This is a genomic window from Rhodococcus sp. NPDC058505, assembly GCF_042720095.1.
In the GTDB taxonomy this organism is placed as follows: domain Bacteria; phylum Actinomycetota; class Actinomycetes; order Mycobacteriales; family Mycobacteriaceae; genus Rhodococcus_G.
This window is the reverse complement of the sequence record NZ_JBHXNB010000003.1, coordinates 196,402-214,602: the sequence shown is the minus strand read 5'-3', so window position 1 is coordinate 214,602 and position 18,201 is coordinate 196,402. Positions and strand designations below refer to the sequence as shown.

The window sequence follows — 18,201 nt, the reverse complement described above, 5'->3', positions numbered from 1 at the left end:
GGCGCCACTAGAGTGGTGGACCATGACTGCACCGGGCCAGCCCCTGACCCGCCGCGCGTTCGTCGCCGGAGCGTGTGCGGCGGGCTGCTTCGCCGTCGCCAGCTGCGCGAGCGGCGGCACCGAGCCAACGCAGGCGCGCTCCGGCCCAGTCCGGATCCCGGTGGGCGACGTCCCGGTCGGCGGGGGCGTCATTCTCGCCGCCGACCAGGTGGTGGTGACCCAACCGGAACCCGGGGTCTTCCTTGCGTTCTCCGCCGTGTGCACGCACGACGGCTGCCTGGTCTCGTCGATCCGGAACGGACGGATCGTCTGCGGCTGCCACGGCAGTTCCTTCTCGGTCACCGATGGTTCGGTGGTCCGCAACCCCGCTCAGCAGCCGCTGCCGCGGCGCGCCGTCGAGGTCGCCGGTGACACCCTGACCGTCGCCGCGGCTACCGGCCCCTCCTGACCGCCGCCAGCGCCTCCACCACCTTGCGCCCGGTGAACCTGGCCGTCTCGACTCCGGGGCGCCGGACGAGCGCGGCGGCGGACGGCCCGGCCAGCGCGGCGACCGTCCTTGCCGCCGCCGGGATCACCGCGACCCCGGCAGGGGGCCGCGGCCACAGCAGCGTCCCGAGCGTCCGGTCGGGCAGCGGGCGCACCCCGACGGCGAGCGCGTGCTCGCGCGCGATCCGCAGGTGCGCGCGCCGCTGCTCCTCGGCGTGGACGGCGCTGACCTGCTCGGGGTAGATCCGGTACCGGTACCCGAGCATCGGCAGGTTGCCGAGCCTGCCGTGCTCGGACAACTCCGCCCACATCCGGTAGTCCTCGGCGTGCACGAACTCGGGTCGGAACCGGACGCCGCTGCGGTCCAGCACGGACCGGCGGATCATCACCGACGCACCGCAGTGGCAGCTCGACAGCAGCAGACGCTGCCTGCACGCGGTGTCGGTGCGCGGCATCCGGACCCGGCCGGTGAGCGCACCGAACAGTTCGTAGTCGGTGCCGCACACGACCAGCGCCGGGTCGTCGTGCATCGCCCGCAGTTGCGCGGACAGCCTGCCCGCAGGCATCAGGTCGTCGGCGTCCATCCGGGCCAGGAACTCGCCGCGGGCCTCGTCGAGCCCGCGGTTGAGCGCGCCGACCAGGCCGGTGTTGGTCTGCCGCACCACCCGCAGCCGGGGGTCGCGCACCGCAGCGAGGACCGCGGCGGTCTCGTCGGTGGAACCGTCGTCGATCACCAGCAGCTCAAAGTCCCGGAAATCCTGGGACAGCACCGAATCCAGCATCGGACGCAGGTAGCAACCCGGGTTGTAGGCGGGGACGAGGACGGTCACCGTTGGCACATTCATCGATACCTCAGGATCGTCGAGTACAGCCGGGGCGCCACCGCGAGCAGCGCGGCGAATACCGCCTCCCTGCGGTGCCCGGTCCGCGCCAACGGGACGATGTCGCGCACCGAGACGACGCCGCGCACCCTGCCCAGGGCGGTGTCGTAGAGCTCCGGCCGCGACGCGGCGACATGGTCGGCGCGCATCGCGACATGCGCGACGGACCGCAGCACCTCGCGGTACCGGAACCCGAGCAGTTCCGGAGTCCAGCGCCCGCTCAGCCCGGCGGCGGCGACCGCGGCCCGCACGTCCCGCTCGACCGTGAACAGGTCGAGGGTCCGGGTACTCAGCGAGGTGCTGATCGATCCCTCCCGGTACAGGTACCGGTACAGCGGTTCGTCGACGAGCGCGACCCGTGCGGCCGCCAACGACATTCGCATCAGCGGTGCCATGTCCTCGTAGCCCTGGTCCTCGTCCCAGGGCCGGTCCCCGAGCATCGCGCGCCGGAACAGTTTGGTGCATGCGTATGCCTTCGCCCGACCGGTGACCAGTCGGTGCGCAAAGTCGGTGCCGGACACCACCATCGCGCCGTACGGTTCCTCGTCGACCTGCAGCACCCGACCGCCCTCGTCGACCCGCAGGGTGCGGGTGCAGGCGAAGTCCGCGGACCCGTCCTCCAGTGCCGCGGCGAGGAGTTCGACGAACCGGGGGTCGGCCTGGTCGTCGCTGTCGAGGAACCAGATCAGGTCCCCGGTTGCGGCGGCGAGGCCGGAGTTGCGGGCCCGACCAAGGCCGCGGTTGCGGTCGTGCACGACGGTGCGCAGCGGTGCGCACCGTTCGGTCAGGTACCGCTCGGCGACCGCCATCGACGCGTCACCGCCGCGGTCGTCGACGAGGACGATCTCGTCCACCGGCCGGGTCTGCGCGAGCACCGACCGCAGGCAGCCCTCGACGTACGGCAGGCAGCGGTACACCGGGACCACCACACTCACCCGGGTCACCGCTTCGCCCCCGTCCCGTCGAACCCCGTCCCGTCGAACCCCGTCCCGTCGAATTCCGGTGTCACGCTGGCGAAGATGCCGTGGTGGTCGGAGCCGGGCAGGTCCACCCGCTCGTACTCCCCCACCACCGCGTCCTTCAGCACGATCCGGTCGATCGCGAGCATCGCCGGATACCACCGGTCCGCCGGATAGGTCGGCACCAGCCCGGCACCCGCCTGCTCGCCCGCGTCGACGAAGCCGCCGGTGAGGATGCTTCGGTACCGGCTGTGCGAGTACGTCGAGTTGAAATCGCCACTGACGATGACCGGGTCGCCCTCCCCGCCGATCCGGTGCAGCAGTCCGGTGAGCTTCGACATCTCCGCCGCCCACATCCAGGACGGCGACGGGTACGGCGGCATCGGGTGCACCGCAACCACCGTCACGCGGCGCCCGTCCCCGACGTCGATTCCGGCGACCAGGTTCGCCATCGAGAAGCGTCCCAGCATCCGCGGATCGTGCATCGGGAACCGGCTGTAGATGCCGGTGCCGCCGCCGCCCGACTCCTTCGGTTTCAGGAACGTGACGGGCAGCAGGTCCTCGAGTCCCGCCGCCCGCAGCCGGGTGACCGCCGCGTCGGTGAGTTCCTCGACCGTCAACAGATCGGCCCGGCGCGACCGCACCAGGTCGACGAGGGCGTCGGGGTCCGCCTCACCGAGCCGAATGTTCGCCTGCAGCACCCGGATCTGCCCGTCCGCCGCGGCCGGGGCTGGCGCGTTCCGGACGAACAGCGGTGCCTGGGTGACGATGCCCGCGAGGAGCACCAGCAGCCCGGCGAGCAGGGTCCGCCTGGCTCGCACCGCCGCCAGCGCCACCACCCCTGCCACGCCGACCGCGAGCAGCACCGGCACGAACGACGACGCGATGATCAGCGTGTTGCTCTCCGGCCCGATGTAGTGCACCAGGACGCCGAGCGCGGCGACCGCGACCGCCCCGACGCCACCGCCGAAGCAGATGCGGCGCACCGCCTCTCGCGGTGTCACGGGTGACATTCAGCTCGCACCGAGGACCTCGACCCAGGCACCGAGTTGCGGATCGGAGGCGAGGTCGACGAAGTCGACGACGGCGCCCTCGGAGCGCCACCGCTCGACCAGCGACATCAGCCGGACCGAGTCGAGGCCGAGATCGAGGAGATCGGCCTCGTCGGTGAGTTCGTCGGCGGGCAGGTCCAGCAGGGCGGCGAGGTCCGCGATCACGCGGTCCCTGGTCAGTGCAGTGCTCATGTGGGGTCTTTCGCAGTGTGTCGGGGCTCGGGCGGGAATCGGGTGGGTCAGGCGGGCACCGCGGTCGCCGCGTTGGCCGGGTCGGCGACGGTGCGACGCAGGGACCCAAGTACGACGAGGAAGACCACCGCGACGGCGCACATTGTGAGGCTGTAGGTGACCACCGCCGACGACGGGGCGACGACCCCGCCGAACGTCCCGGCGATCAACGCGCCGACCGAGACACCGGCGACCTCCTGCGCCGACCAGAGACCGTTCACCCGTCCCAGCAGGTGTTCGGGCGTGTGGGTCTGGATGAGGGCGTACCGCAACACTTCCTGGACGGAGGCGATCGCGCCGACCGCGACGAGCACCAGCACCGCGACGACGAGAGCCCCGGTGAGCCCGACCAGGGCCTGCGCCGCGAACCCGGCCGCGAGGGCGACCAGCAGCACCGTCCCCGGCCGGGTGAGGCGGTTCAGCCATCCGCTGGTCACCGTCGCGATCACCGCTCCGACCGCGCTGGCCGCGTAGAGCAGACCGGCGGCCCTGGAGTCTCCTGCCCACTGTTCGTCCACCAGGCCGGGCACCAGCACCAGCACTCCGCTGCCGAGCATGGCGATCACGCCCGCCACCATCACCCCGCCGATCACCCGGTGTTCGAGGATGAACCGCGTCATCGACACCGGCTGCGGCGCGTCCCCGCGCCGATCCGGTTCGGTGGCCGCCGGTGCGGGCAGCGGCGGCAGCCCGGCGAGCAGCGCGATCGTGATCGCGGTGCCGATCGCGGCCACCCAGTAGTTCCAGGACACCGAGAACGCCGCGATGACCAGGCCGCCGAGCGCGGGCGAGACGACCGCACCGACGCGGGCGCCGAGCACGTTCAGTGCGCCGACCGCGACCAGCTGGTCCCGCGGGACCAGGGTGGGCACCACCGCGAACAGCGCGGCGATGCTGATCGATCCGATCAGCCCGTTGATCACCGACAGCACGATAATCGCCTGCCACGACGGGTCCGCGAGCATCGCGTTGACGGCGAGCCCGACGAACGTCAGCCCGGACACGGTGCGGGCGAACAGGATCAGCTTCTTGCGGTCGTATCGGTCGGCGAGGGTGCCGCCGATCATCATGCCGCCCATGGACGCGGCGCCCTCGACCGCGGCGACGAGCCCGACCAGGAATGTCGATCCGGTCAGGTCGTACATCTGCAGGGGCACCCCGACCATCAGCATCCCGATCCCGAAGATCGAGATGGTGCGGGCAATGAACACCCGCCGGAACGGTGCGCTCTCGCGCAGCGGCCGCAGGTCGAGGAGGACGCCGCGTTCACTCATCGTCAGCCCGCGTTGCTCTTGGCGACGGCGTCCGAGATCATCGGCATCACCTGGTCGGTGGCCCAGCCGAGCGAGAGCGCCGACGGGAACCCGACCGCGTTCGGGAGACCCGTGGTGCGGGCCAGGGACACGACGGCGCCCTCCTGGACGGCGGGCAGCGCGTTCCAGGCCGCGAACTTCGTCAGGTAGCCGAGGTCACCGGTCGGCGACACGACGACCTCCACGTCGGCGTTCATCTCGCTGATGTTTTCGTAGGACAGCACCCCCCGGCCGTCGGCGTCGACCGGCAGCGTCGTCGCGTACGGGCTCAGCACCAGCCCGAGCGAGGTGAGGAACTGGCCGATGCCGCGCTCGTCGGAGGCCAGCACGGACAGCTGCCCGCCGGTGTCGCCGATCACCGCGTTGTAGGTCTTGCCCGCGATCGCCGGGTTGGCGGCCTTCGCCGCGTCCAGTCGCGCCTCGGCGTCCGCGATCACCTGATCCGCCTTCGCCGGGATGCCGAGCGCGGTCGCGACCTTGCGGGTCGAGTCCTGCCACGGCTCCCCGTTGGCCTTGGTGTCGAAGTGCACGACCGGGAACTGGGTGCTGAGCTGGTCGAAGATGGACTGGTCGAGGCCCCAGAAGCCGGTGGAGACAATGATGTCCGGCTGCAGGACGGCCAGCTTCTCGGCGATCGAGTCGGCCCCGGTGTCCATGTCGAGGGTCTCCGGCTGCGCCCCGCCGAGCGCCTCGCGCTGCCACGGCCAGATGCCGGATCCGCCGGTGGCGGCCCGGTTCTGGGCGTCGACGGGGAACGCGACGGGCGTGACGCCGAGCGAGAGCAGGATGTCCGCGTCCTGCGGGGACAGCGGCACCGCGCGCACCGGCTGCGCCTCGATGGTCGACTCGCCGAACTTGCCGGACACCGTCACCGGGAACTGCGCCGACGCCGTGTCCGCACCGGTCGGGGTGTCGGCGGAGCCGGAATCCGAGCCGCACGCGGCGACCCCGAGCATCACGGTCGCCGCCGCGAGCGCGGCCCCGATCCGTCTGGTCCATCGAGCGTTCATCTGAGTCCCTTCATCCTGACGTGTGGTGGTGCGGTGGTTCATCGGTGAATTCCGGTCCGGTCCAGGTCGGCAGCGAGATCCTCGATCGAGGGGGCCGCAAAGACCTGGGCGGCGTCGGCCTCGATTCCGGCGGCCCGCAGCCGGCTCAGCAACTCCATCACCCCGATGCTGTCGACGCCGAGCGCGAACAGGTCGTCGTCGATGCCGACCCGGTCGGCGCCGAGTTGCGCGGCAACGACGGTGCAGAGCACCCGCTCGGTCGCGGTGCGCGGCGCGTGCTGGGCACCGGCCGCCCGGAGCTCCGGACGCGGCAACGCGGACCGGTCGAGTTTGCCGTTCGGCAGGGTGGGCAACGCGGGCAGCACGACGATCGAGGTCGGCACCAGGTAGTCCGGGAGGATCGCGGCCAGCCTGCGCCGCACCGCGGCCGCCTCGATGTCTCCGCCTTCGGCGGCGACCACATAGCCGACGAGCACCGCGGATCCGGTGTCGGTCCGCGCCTGCACCACGGCCTCGGCGACCGCGGGGTCGGCGAGCAGCGCGGCCTCCACCTCGGCGGGCTCGATGCGATGCCCACGAATCTTGACCTGGTCGTCGCCGCGGCCCCGGTACTGGATGTGGCCGTCGGCGGTCCACCGCGCCCGGTCGCCGGTCCGGTACATCCTGGCTCCGCGGGCCCCGAACGGGTCGGCGACGAAACATTCGGCGGTACGGCCGGATTCGCCGCCATAGCCGCGGGCGAGGCCGTCCCCGGCGAGGTACAGCTCCCCGTCAACGCCGACCGGGACGGGCCGCAGCGTCGCATCCAGGATGTGGGCGCGGGTGTTGCCAACGGGCCTGCCCGCGACCGGAACACCGGCATCCGACGCCCGGGCCACCAGCGCATCGACGGTGCTCTCGCTGGGGCCGTACAGGTTGTACGACTCCGTTCCGTCGACCGCGCGGAGCCGCTCCCACAGCTGCTGGGACACCGCCTCCCCGCCGAAGCCGAGGGACGACGGCGCCCGGTCGCCGTCGAGCAGGCCCGCGTCGAGCAGCTGCGCCAGGTGCGACGGGGTCACCTCGACGAAGTCCCAGCCCTGGGCAGCGGCCTGCGCCACCATCTTCCGTGGGTCGCGCTGTGTCTGCTCGTCGACCAGGCACAGCGCGTGCCCGTCGAGCAGCCACAGCTGCGGCTGCCACGACGCGTCGAACGCGAACGACCAGGCGTGACCGACGCTGAGGCGTTGCCGCCGGGACCGGCGCTGCGTCGGCCGGTACAGGTCGGTGCGGTGACTGTGGAACAGGGTGACCAGCCCGCGGTGCACCGCGACGACGGCCTTCGGTGTCCCGGTCGACCCGGAGGTGTGGACGATGTACGCGGGATGCTCGGGGCGCAGCGGCGCGAGCCGGTCCCGGTCGCTGACCGGCGCCGGATCCCGGTCGGCGATCCGGGCGGCGACGCCGGGATCGTCGAGGGCGAGCACCGTCGCGGTGGTGTCCGGCAGCCGCTCGGCCAGCGCCGCGGTGGTCAGCACCATCGCCGGTGCGGTGGTGGCGAGGATCGTCGCGGTCCGCGCCGCCGGGGCCTGCGGATCGCACGCCAGGTAGGCGCCGCCCGCCGTGAGCACGGCCAGCATCGCCGTCACCGCGTCCGCGGTGCGCGGAAGCATCAGCGCCACCGGCACTTCCGGACCGACACCGCCCGCGATCAGCAGCCGGGCGAGCCGGTTGACGCGATCCGCGAGGTCCCCGAAGGTCCATTCCTCGTCGCTGGCGAGCAGCGCAGGTTCGGCTCGGTAGCGCTGCGCGGCGTCCCCGAACAGCGCGGGCACCGTCGTGGCGAGCGCGTCGATCGGGTTCGTGTTCCACTGCCGGGTCATCGCCACCCGATCCGCGGCAGGGATCGCGTCGATCTGCGCCAGCCGATACTCGCCGGGGCGGTGGGCGAACTCCCGCAGCACCTGTTCGAGTCCGGCGGCGAGACGCTCGGCGGTGCGGCGATCGAACAGATCCGCGCTGTACTCGACCATCCCGACGACGGTGTCGGTGCCCGCGTACTCGACGAAGTCGAAGGACAGGTCGAACTTCGCGGTGGTGACCTCGATCGGTTCGGGGACGAGGCCGCCGAATCCCTCGCCCGGCTGCGGCTCGGTGAGGTACACAATCATCGTCTGGAACAGCGGGTGCACCGACCGGGAGCGGGCGCCGGCACCGAGAACCGCGTCGACGACCTGTTCGAACGGCAGATCCTGGTTCTCGAACGCCGCCAGGTCGGTGTCCCGGATCCGGCCGAGCAGTTCGGCGACGGTCGGGTCACCGGACAGGTCGGCGCGCAGCACCATTGTGTTGAGGAAGAACCCGACCAGGTCCTCGAGCCCGCTGTCGGTGCGCCCCGACACCGGCGTGCCCAGCGGAATGTCCACGCCGGCACCCGATTTGTGCAACAGCACCGCGACGGCGGCCTGGACGAGCATGAACATGCTCACCCCCTGCGCGCGGGCGACCTCCCGCAGCCCGGCGACGACGTCCGCGTCGAGCGCGAGATATACCGCACCACCGCGATGGCTGACGCGGGCGGGCCGGACACGGTCGGTGGGCAGCGGCAACTCCTCGGGCAGGCCGGCGAGCGCGGCCCGCCAGTAGGCGGCCTGCCGCGCCGCGACACTCCCCGGTTCGGCGCCGTCGCCGAGCATCTCGCGCTGCCACAGCGTGTAGTCGGCGTACTGCACCGGCAGCGGCGACCACTGCGGGGCCCGGCCCTGCTGCCGCTGGGCGTATGCGGTCATCAGGTCGGTGAGCAGCGCCCTGGTGGACCACTCGTCGGTCGCGATGTGGTGGATCACCAGCACCACGACGGTGGCGTCGCCGGTCTCGATCACGGTGACGCGCAGCGGCGCCCGATGTTCCAGGTCGAACCGGTGCGCCGCGGCAGCAGCCGCGGCGGCCGCGACGTCCTCGGCGCGCACAGTGCACCGCTCGAGGTCCACCTCGATGTCCTCCGCGGGCAGGATCACCTGGCGCGGCCGCCCGTCCGCCTCGGCGAACACGGTGCGCAGCGGTTCGTGCCGGATCATCAGGTCCCGCACCGCCTCCGCGAGCGCGACGACGTCCACCGCGCCTGCCACCCGCCACGAGATCGGCACGTTGTATGCGCCGGCAGCGCCACCCGCACCGAGCCGGTCCAGGATCCACATCCGCTGCTGCGCGAACGACAGCGGCAGCGGGTCGGGCCGCTCCCCCGCCGCCAGCGCCGGACGTGCCCCGCGGCCGGACCGCTGCGCGAGCGGCGCGAGCCGGGCGACGGTCGGCGCCTCGAACACGGCCCGCACCGGCAGCTCCACCCCCAGCTCGCTGCGCAGTGCGTTGACGAGGCGGATCGCGGTCAGTGAGTGGCCGCCGAGCGCGAAGAAGTCGTCGTCGATGCCGACCGTGTCCACTCCGAGGGCGGCGGCGAAGACCCCGCACACCCGTCCCTCGAACTCGGTGCGCGGTGCCCGCGACGCGGCGGCGGTGTCGAAGACCGGCCGGGGCAACGCCTTCCGGTCCAGCTTGCCGGTGAAGCCGACGGGGACGGTGTCGATGACCGTGATCAGCGCGGGGATCAGGTGATCGGGGACGGTCCCGACGAGGTCGCCGCGCACCGCGGCCGGGTCGACGGCCGTTCCCGCGGCGGGAAGCACGTACCCGACGAGGACCGGGTCCCCACTCGCGTTGGGGGCGACGGCCGCCACCGCGCGGAGCACCGCGGGCAGCGACTCGAGCGCGGCCTCCACCTCGCCGAGTTCGATCCGCATGCCGCGGATCTTGACCTGGTCGTCGATCCGGCCCAGGTAGCCGAGCTCACCGGACGGGGTCCAGCGCACCAGGTCACCGGTGCGGTACAGGCGGGCGCCCGGCTCCCCGTACGGGTCCGCGACGAAGCGTTCCGCGGTCAGCGCGGGGCGGCCGAGGTAGCCGAGGGCCACCTGGACGCCGCCGAGGTACAGCTCCCCCGCCACCCCCGACGGGACCGGCCGGAGCCGCGAATCCAGTACGTACAGGGACACGTTCGCGCCGGGCCCGCCGATCTCGCAGGCGCCGTCGGCGCCGGTCCGCGCGGACAGGTCCGCGGCGAGGGTGACCTCGACCGCCGCCTCGGTCGGGCCGTACAGGTTGTCGATCCCCGCGCCGGGCAGCGCCGCAGCGAACCGTTGCACGGTGCGGTACTGCAGGGCCTCACCGGAACACACGACGCGCCGAAGCGCGGGCAGGTCCAACACCGGCAGCGTCAGCGCCTCATCCAACACCGGCAGCGTCAACGCCTCATCGAGCATCGACGGGACGAAGTGCGCGACGGTGACCGCCTGCTCGCGCAGCAGCCGCACCAGCGCGGCCGGGTCGCGGTGGTCGTCCGGACCGGCGACGACGGTCACGGCACCGTTCACGCTGGGCCAGAACAGTTCCCACACCGACACGTCGAACGTCGCGGGCGTCTTGAGCACCACCCGGTCGGCGGCGGTGAGCGGAAGCCGGTCCTGCACCCAGTGCAGCCGGTTCACCACCGCGCGGTGCGCGACGACGACGCCCTTCGGGTTGCCGGTCGAGCCGGAGGTGTGGATGACGTAGACCGGATGGCCGGGGGTCAGGCGTCCGCGCCGGTCGCGGTCGGTGACGGGGGCGCCCGGCAGGTCGGCGAGCCGTCCCAGTACCGCGGGATCGTCGAGGTCGGTGCGGGCCGCGGCATCGGGCAGCACCGTCGCCGCGGTGGTCAGCACCCGGACCGGTGCCGCGTCGTCGAGCAGGTACTCGATGCGGGCGGCGGGCAGCCCGGTGTCGATCGGCAGGTAGGCGGCACCGGACTTCACGACCGCGTGGATCGCGACGACCTGGTCGACCGATCGGGGCACCGCGACGGCGACCAGGTCGCCGGGCCGGGCGCCGTCGGCGATCAGCAAGCGCGCCAGCCGGTTCGAGCGCAGCTCGAGGTCCGCGTAGGTGAGGGTATCGGCGCGGGAGGTCAGCGCGAGCGCGTCGGGGGTGCGCGCGGCCTGCCCGGCGAGCAGGTCGGCGACGGTCAGGTCGGGGTACACCGCGGTCGCGCCGACACCGATCGCCCGTTGCCGCCGACGGTCGTCCGGGTCGTGCAGCGTCAGGTCCGCGAGCCGGATCGCCGGGTCGGCGGCCGCGTCGGCGGCGGCCGCGACCAGCGCGGCCAGGATGGTCTGCGCGGCGGCGGGGTCGAACAGGTCCGCGGCGTACTCGGCGGAGACGGTGATCTCGCCGGTGTCGGGCGCCTCGACGAAGGTGACGTTCAGGTCGAATTTCGCCCGGACGTTCGTCAGCGGCTGCCAGGTCGTCGGCACACCGAGCAGGTCCGGCAGCACCGCGGGGCGCTGCAGGTAGCCGACCATCACCTGGAACAGCGGGTTGCGGCCCTCAACGCGGGCCGGCGCGAACTCCTCGACGAGCCGCTGGAACGGCACGTCCTGGTGCGACATCGCCGCCAGGTCGGCCTCCCGCACGCGGTCGAGCAGGGCGTCGAAGCTCGGATCACCGGACAGGTCGGTGCGCAGCACGACGGTGCCGACGAAGAAGCCGACGAGGTCGTCGAGTGCGGTGTCGGCCCGCCCGGACACCGGGCTGCCGACCACGACGTCGTCGCCCGCGCCGAGCCGGGACAGCACCGCGGCGGTCAAGGCGTGCAGCGCCATGAACATGGTGCCGCCGCGGGATTCGGCGACCTCCCGCAGCCGGCGCGTCACCTCCGGCGCGAGGACGGTGCTGGCGTTGCCCGCCCGCCCGGTCGGCTGCGCGGGCCTCGGGCGGCTGGTGGGCAGCGTGATCTCCTCGGGCAGGCCGGCGAGGGTCTGCCGCCAGAAGTCGAGCTGGCCCTCGATCCCGTTCTCGCCAAGGACGTCCCGCTGCCACAGCGCGTAGTCGGCGTACTGCACCGGCAGCGGCGACCAGTCCGGTGCCTCGCCTGCGGCGCGGGCCAGGTAGCCGCGGGTGAGGTCGCCGAGCAGCGGGGCGTCGGACCACTCGTCGGTGGCGATGTGGTGTAGCACCACGACGAGCACGGCGCGCTCCGGTCCCTCCCGCAGCAGGGTGACCCGGAGGGGCACATCGGTGCGCAGGTCGAAGTTCGCGGTCAGCCGGGCGAAGGCGAGCGCGTCGACGGTGTCGGACGCGGCGTCGACGACCTCGAGCTCCCCTCCCGCGGGCAGGATCACCTGGTGCGGTTCGCCGTCGGTGACCTCGATGACGGTGCGCAGGGTCTCGTGCCGCGCGGTCAGGTCCCGCACCGCCGCGGCGAGTGCGTCGGCGTCGACGGGTCCGTCGAGCCGGGCGACGTGCGCGTAGTGGTAGCCGAGGCTCTCCGGGGCGGGCCCCGTCGCTCCGCCCGACAGTTCGGCGAGCAGCCACAGCCGTTCCTGGGCCGCGGACAGCGGGATCCGGTCGGGCCGGTTGCCTGCCGTGATCGCGGGCAGCGCGGTTGCCGCGGTCGGCAGCAGCCGCGCGATCTGCGCCGGGGTGCGGGCGTCGAACAGGTCCCGGATCGTCAGCTGCACGTCGAACGCGGCGCGGACCCGGCTGACCACCCGCATCGCGATCATCGAGTGTCCGCCGAGGTCGAAGAAGTCGTCGTCGGCGCCGACCGTCTCCAGGTCGAGCAGTTCGGCGAACAGGGCGCACAGCACCCGCTCGGCCTCGGTGTCCGGCGCCCGGCCGTCCGCGGTGGCCCGCACCTCCGGAACGGGGAGCGCCTTCGCGTCCAGCTTGCCGTTGACGGTCATCGGGATCGTGTCGATCTCCACGAACACGCTGGGGACCATGAAGTCCGGCAGCAGGGCCCGCAGCGCCTGTGAGTACTTTCGGCCCTCCTGGGGACCAGAAGTACTCACGGGCCCGGAGGGCACCACGTAGGCGACGAGGCGGGCGAGCCCGCCGGGACCGGGCAGCGCGAGGACCGCGCACTGGGCAACCCCGTCGACACCAGCGAGGGCGGACTCGACCTCGCCGAGTTCGACGCGGTAGCCGCGGATCTTGACCTGGTCGTCGATGCGGCCGAGGTAGTCGATCATGCCGTTCACGCGGCGCCGCACGATGTCGCCGGTGCGGTACATGCGGGCGCCCGGCTCGAACGGGTTCGCGACGAACCGATCTGCGGTGATGTCGACGCGGCCGAGGTAGCCGCGGGCCAGGCCCGCGCCGGCGATGTACAGCTCACCGGCGACCCCGTCCACGACGGGACGCAGCCACCGGTCGAGGATGTGTCCGCGGGTGGCGCGGATCGGCACCCCGACCGTGGGGGTGTCGCTGTCCGCGGTGCCCGCCCCCAGAGTGTTGATCGTGTATTCGGTCGGCCCGTACAGGTTGTAGCCGAGGGTTCCGTCGGTGTCGCGCAACCGGTTCCACACCGAATCGGGCACCGCCTCACCGCCGAGCAGCACCAGCGGCGGCCGGTGCGCGGCGGTCCCGTCGGCCCGGACGCCCTCGTCGAGGAGCCCATCGGCGAACAGCGCGGCGGCGTAGGTCGGCGTCACGTTCACGACGTCGATCCGCTCCCGGTCGCAGTACCCGACGAGGGCGTGCGCGTCGCGGCGCAGGTCCTCGTCGCAGATGTGCACCTCATGGCCCTCGACCAGCCAGAGCAGTTCCTCCCAGGACATGTCGAACGCGAAGGACACGGTGTGCGCCACCCGCATCCGTCGTCCCCCTGCCGCGGCGACGACCGGATCGAAGATCTCCTGCTGGTGGTTGCGCTGCATGTTGGTCAGGCCGCGGTACGGGGTGACGACGCCCTTCGGCTTCCCGGTCGACCCGGAGGTGTAGATGACGTACGCGGGATGGTCGAGCCGGTGCGGGCGGCCCGGCGCGAACGCACCGAGGTCGGCGGCGCCGAGCGGGCGGTCGTCCCATTCGTGGTTCTCGTCGATCCGGATTGCGCTGTCCGCGTCCAGTTTCAGCCGGGCCGCGACCGCCGAGGTGGTGACGGCGAGTGCGGGTCGGGCGTCCCCGAGGACCACCGCGAGCCGCTCGTCGGGCTGGTCCAGTTCGAGGGGAAGGTACGCGGCACCGGTGCGCAGCACCGCGAACAACGCGACCACCATCTCCACCGTCCGCGGCAGCGCAAGCGCGACCACGGTCTCCGGCCCGGCGCCGCGGCCGATCAGGTGTCGGGCCAGGCCCTCGACGCGGCGGGCCACCTGTCCGTAGGTGACCCGCTGCTCCCCGAACACCAGCGCGACCTCGTCCGGTATCCGGGCTGCCGTCGCGATCAGCATCTCGGCGATCGTGGTGTCCGGGACGGCGGGAAGGGGCTGACGCCACCGCGCATCCGCCGCGGCGAGTTCGGCGACGTTGAGTGCGGGGATCGACCCAACGACCCGGTCCGCGTCGCGGGCGACGATGCCGAGCAGGTCGACGAACCGGTCGTGCAGGCCGTGTGCGCGGGCCGGGTCGACCACGTCGGGCCGGTAGTCGATCTTGACGTGCAGCCGCTCCCCGGGGGACACGACGACGGCGAGCGGATAGTGGGTGTGGTCGAGGCTGTCCTCGGCGATGATGTCGTGCTTGGCGGACTGCGCGGCCATCTCGGTGGCGTTCTTGAAGTTCTGCAGCACGAACAGCGTGTCGAACAGCTCGCCGTGCCCGGTGGCGCGCTGGATCTCGCCGAGCCCGAGGTACTCGTGGTCCATCCGTGTTGCGTACTCGTCCTGCATGCGGTGCAGCAGTCCGCCCAGCCGTTCCGTCGGGTCGAGGGTGACCCGGACCGGGACGGTGTTGAGGAACATGCCGAGAACCCGGTCCAGGCCGACGATCTCGGTGGGCCTGCCCGCGACGGTGGACCCGAATACGACGTCCGTGCCGCCGGACTCGGCGGCGAGCAGCAGGCCCATCACCGCGTTCATCAGCGCGTTCAGGGTCACCCCCGCCGTGCGGGCGCGTTCCCGCAGGGCGGCGGTGAGCTCGGCGTCCACCCAGGATTCGATCCGGGTCGGCTGGACCGGGGCGCGGCCTGCGACGGAGCCGGCGATGAGGGTCGGGGTGTCGAACCCGGCGAACATGTCCCGCCAGGCCGCCGCCGCAGCGTCGGGGTCGCGGTCAGCCAGCCAGGCGAGGTAGTCGGTGAACCCGGCCTCCGGCGCGGCGACCGCCTCCCCCGCGTACCGGGCAAGCAGCTGGTCCACGAACAGGGCACCGGACCAGCCGTCCCACAGGATGAACTCGCGGTTCACGACGAGGCGGTCGACGCCGTCCTCGAGGTGGATCAGCAGCATCCGCCACAGCGGCGGCGAGGTCAGGTCGAACGGTCGTGCCCGGTCGGCGGCCATCAGCTCCGCGGCCCGCCCCGCCTGCATCTGCCGCGGCAGCTCGGACAGGTCGACCTCGGTGAACGGCACCTCGAGACCGGTGCCGATGAACTGGACCGGGTCGGCGAGGCCGTCGTTGGTGAAGCCGGCCCGCAGGGTGGGATTCTGCTCCAGCAGTGCGGCGGCCGCGGCCCGCAGCCGCGCGATGTCGATCCGGTGCCCGAAGTCGAGGGAGAACTGCGCGGTGTAGATGTCCCGGCCCGAATCGAACACGGACTGGAAGAACAGGCCACGCTGGAGCGGGGACAGCGGCCAGATGTCCTCGACGACAACGGGGGCGACCGCCACGATGCGGTCGATGTCGTGCTGTCCGAGGTCGATGTGGGCCAGGTCGGACGGGGTCAGTCCGCGCGCCGCGGTGCCGGTGAGCGCGACGAGGTCGGTCACCGCCTCCCGCCACAGCAACGCGATCCGATCGAGGGCGTCGCCGCCGAGCCCATGATCGGATGCGAAGTGCACCTGCGCGCCGCCCGCCGCGTCGGGTCGGATGCACACGTCGAGGACGTGGGTCCCGATCCGGTCGCCTCCGGTGCGGATCGACACCTGCGGTGCGGGGAGGGCGGCGAGCGCGGGGCCCGCCTGCACGTTCGCGTACCGCAGCATCGGCCACCCGGCGGAGCCAGCGGCACGGATCCGTTCCTTCGCGGAGCGCAGCGCGTCGAGCGGGTCGGCGGCAAGCACCAGCCGGGCGGGCGCGGTCCAGTCCAGCGGGCCGACGGTGCGGCCGGTGTCGGGAAGATCACGCCCGTCCCGCCACAGGTCGACCACCAGTTCGCCTGCGCTCGTGGGCCGTTCGACCCAGCGGGCGACGGCAAGCGCGGTCGCCGCCGCCCACACGTCGGCGGGGTCCCCCTTCACCAGGGCGGGCACCGCGGTCGTTGCCGCGGCGAACGCGTCGGCCCCGATCGTCACCGCGGCGGACGCCTGCTCGCCCGCCGTCCCGGGCGGCACCAGTTCGCCGCCCGGACCGAGCACCGACATCCAGTTCACCAGTTCGGCGAGCCGGGCCGGTTGCGCCGCCTCCGCGGTGAACCGGTGGACGTGGGTCTTCAGCGACACCGGGACGGCGGGCAGCGTCACGGCGCGACCGCGGCGCAGGCAACGCAGCGCGGTCCGGATGTCCTCGGTGACGATGCTCCAGGACCGCTCGTCGACCAGCCCAGCGGGCGCGAGCAGCACCACTTCGCCGCCGCCCCCGGTCACCCGGACGATGCTCAGCACGTGACCGGTCGCCGGGTCCGGGGCGACCCCGGGGAGCGCCGCGAGGTCCGCGACAGGGACTCCGGGGTCCCGATCGCAGTCGTGCACATGGGATTCGGCGTCCACCGTGTCGGGAACGGCGAGCAGCCAGAGGATCGGGGCTGGCGCGGTGAGCGTCGCCCGGAGCGCGGGGTGCCGGGCGAGGACGGCCGCGGCCGCGGCGACCAGCTCCGCTCGGGCGAGTGGCTCGGTGAGCGGGATGCGCCTGCTGCGCAGGGTCGCGTCGACGGGGAGCTGCGCGTCGCGGCGCCGGGCGAGCGCGGCGGGCAGCGCGAGCGGTCCGGCGCCGTCCTCGTCGTGCGGCGCGGTCGAGACCGGTCCGCCCGCGGGCAGCGCACCCACCGGTTCGTCGACACCGTCGAGGAACGCGTCGACGAAATCGGTGAGGGCGTGGGCGATCTCGGCGCAGCGGTCGGCGTTGTCCGGGTGGCTGCGCAGGCCGATCTCGATCGGATCGCCCGCCTTGTGCAGCAGCACGATGAACTCAAGTTCCCCGACCGGGCCGGACGCGAGCATGTGCGCCTGCGATTCGCGGCCGATCAGGAATCGGGAGGTGGATGCGGGCATGATGTTGATGCCGATGCTCGGCGGGCGCCAGTCCGGGTTGCGGGCGGCGAGGGCCTGACCGATCGCCTCGCCGCGGAATCGGCCGTGTTTGAGCAGCGACCACATCTTCCGGTCCACGGTGGCGGCGACGTCCGCGATGCGGGCGGCGGCGGGCACCCCGAACCGCAGCGGCAGGACGCTGGCGACCATGCCGGGCACGGCGCGCAGTTCCCTGGTGCCGCGGGCGGTGGTGGGCAGCGACAGGACCACGTCGGTGGTGTCGGTGGCGCGGGCGACGTAGCCGCCGAGCAGTCCGATCATCAGCACCGGCAGCCGCAGCCCGTGTGCCCTGGCATGCGACTCCAGCCTGCGACGTCGATCGACGTCGAGGGTGACGGTGGTGTGGGTGACGCCCGGCGCGGGCGGGTGGTCGGCGTCGATCAGCCGGGGCACGGCGGGCAGGTCCGCGAGTTCGGTGAGCCAGTGGTCGCGGTCGGCCCCGATCTGGGTGCCGGAGGTGTACGCGAGGTCGGTCTCGACGAACCGGGCGAGGGACCATTCGGCGGCCAGGTCCGGCGCGGAGCCCTCCACGTAGGCGCGTTGAATTCTGCTGAGCGCCAGCGAGATACCGTACCCGTCGTTGACGATGTGGTGGTACTGCTGGTACAGCCGCATCGTCTCGTCGCCGACCAGGTGCACGGCGAAGGCGAACAGCAGGTCGGTCGCCAGGTCGACGCGGGTCCGCATCGCCTCGCGCATCCACTCCAGCGACGCGGCCTCGGGGTCGTCCTCGCCGCGGAAGTCGAGCACCGGAAGGTCCCAGTCCCGGCCGGGGCGGGGGATCTGCACCAGCGCGCCGTCGCCGTCCACGTCGAAGTTCACGTGCAGCGTCTCGGCCTGATCGAGGACGGACCGGCACGCGGCGACCACCCGGTCGACGTCGACGTCGCCGAGCGTCTCGGTGTAGATGCCGGTGTTGTAGAGGTGCCCGACGGGGTCCAGCTGGTGGCCGAAGTAGATGCTGCGCTGGGCCGCGGTCACCGGAAACGCCGACTGCACTGTATTTCTCTCCACCATCTCCGCCGCGCCGGGCACGGACCACCCACCAGAAGTTCTGGTTAGCCTAAC

The 18,201-nt window shown here is 72.7% G+C and carries 8 protein-coding genes; 1 reads left to right on the top strand and 7 read right to left on the bottom strand.

Annotation, left to right across the window (positions count from 1 at the left end; genetic code table 11):
• Positions 1-22 precede the first annotated feature (22 nt).
• Positions 23-448 (top strand): Rieske (2Fe-2S) protein, encoded by a 426-nt coding sequence (locus ACFWPA_RS03975; RefSeq protein WP_378569680.1) that lies wholly within the window; start codon positions 23-25, stop codon positions 446-448.
• On the opposite strand, the gene ACFWPA_RS03970 is transcribed toward ACFWPA_RS03975, so the two are convergent.
• The 7 genes from ACFWPA_RS03970 to ACFWPA_RS03940 are packed head-to-tail and all read right to left on the bottom strand — an operon-like array spanning position 432 to position 18,114.
• Positions 432-1,316 (bottom strand): glycosyltransferase family 2 protein, encoded by an 885-nt coding sequence (locus ACFWPA_RS03970; RefSeq protein ID WP_378569679.1) that lies wholly within the window; start codon positions 1,314-1,316, stop codon positions 432-434. The two genes, ACFWPA_RS03975 and ACFWPA_RS03970, sit on opposite strands and share 17 nt — an antisense overlap.
• Positions 1,317-1,327: 11 nt before the next feature.
• Positions 1,328-2,302: a glycosyltransferase family 2 protein gene (locus ACFWPA_RS03965; RefSeq protein ID WP_378569678.1), complete on the bottom strand. Its 975-nt coding sequence runs from the start codon at positions 2,300-2,302 to the stop codon at positions 1,328-1,330.
• Between the two features lie 5 nt (positions 2,303-2,307).
• Positions 2,308-3,330, bottom strand: coding sequence for an endonuclease/exonuclease/phosphatase family protein (locus ACFWPA_RS03960; RefSeq protein WP_378569677.1), 1,023 nt, complete (start codon positions 3,328-3,330; stop codon positions 2,308-2,310).
• 9 nt (positions 3,331-3,339) lie between these two features.
• Positions 3,340-3,570 (bottom strand): phosphopantetheine-binding protein, encoded by a 231-nt coding sequence (locus ACFWPA_RS03955; protein ID WP_378569676.1) that lies wholly within the window; start codon positions 3,568-3,570, stop codon positions 3,340-3,342.
• 47 nt (positions 3,571-3,617) lie between these two features.
• Positions 3,618-4,883 (bottom strand): enterobactin transporter EntS, encoded by a 1,266-nt coding sequence (gene entS, locus ACFWPA_RS03950; RefSeq protein ID WP_378569675.1) that lies wholly within the window; start codon positions 4,881-4,883, stop codon positions 3,618-3,620.
• Between the two features lie 2 nt (positions 4,884-4,885).
• On the bottom strand, positions 4,886-5,932 hold the full coding sequence (locus ACFWPA_RS03945; RefSeq protein ID WP_378505742.1) for an ABC transporter substrate-binding protein: 1,047 nt from the start codon (positions 5,930-5,932) through the stop codon (positions 4,886-4,888).
• 38 nt (positions 5,933-5,970) lie between these two features.
• Entirely contained in the window at positions 5,971-18,114 is a 12,144-nt protein-coding gene (locus tag ACFWPA_RS03940) for an amino acid adenylation domain-containing protein (protein WP_378569674.1), read from the bottom strand.
• Positions 18,115-18,201: the final 87 nt, after the last annotated feature.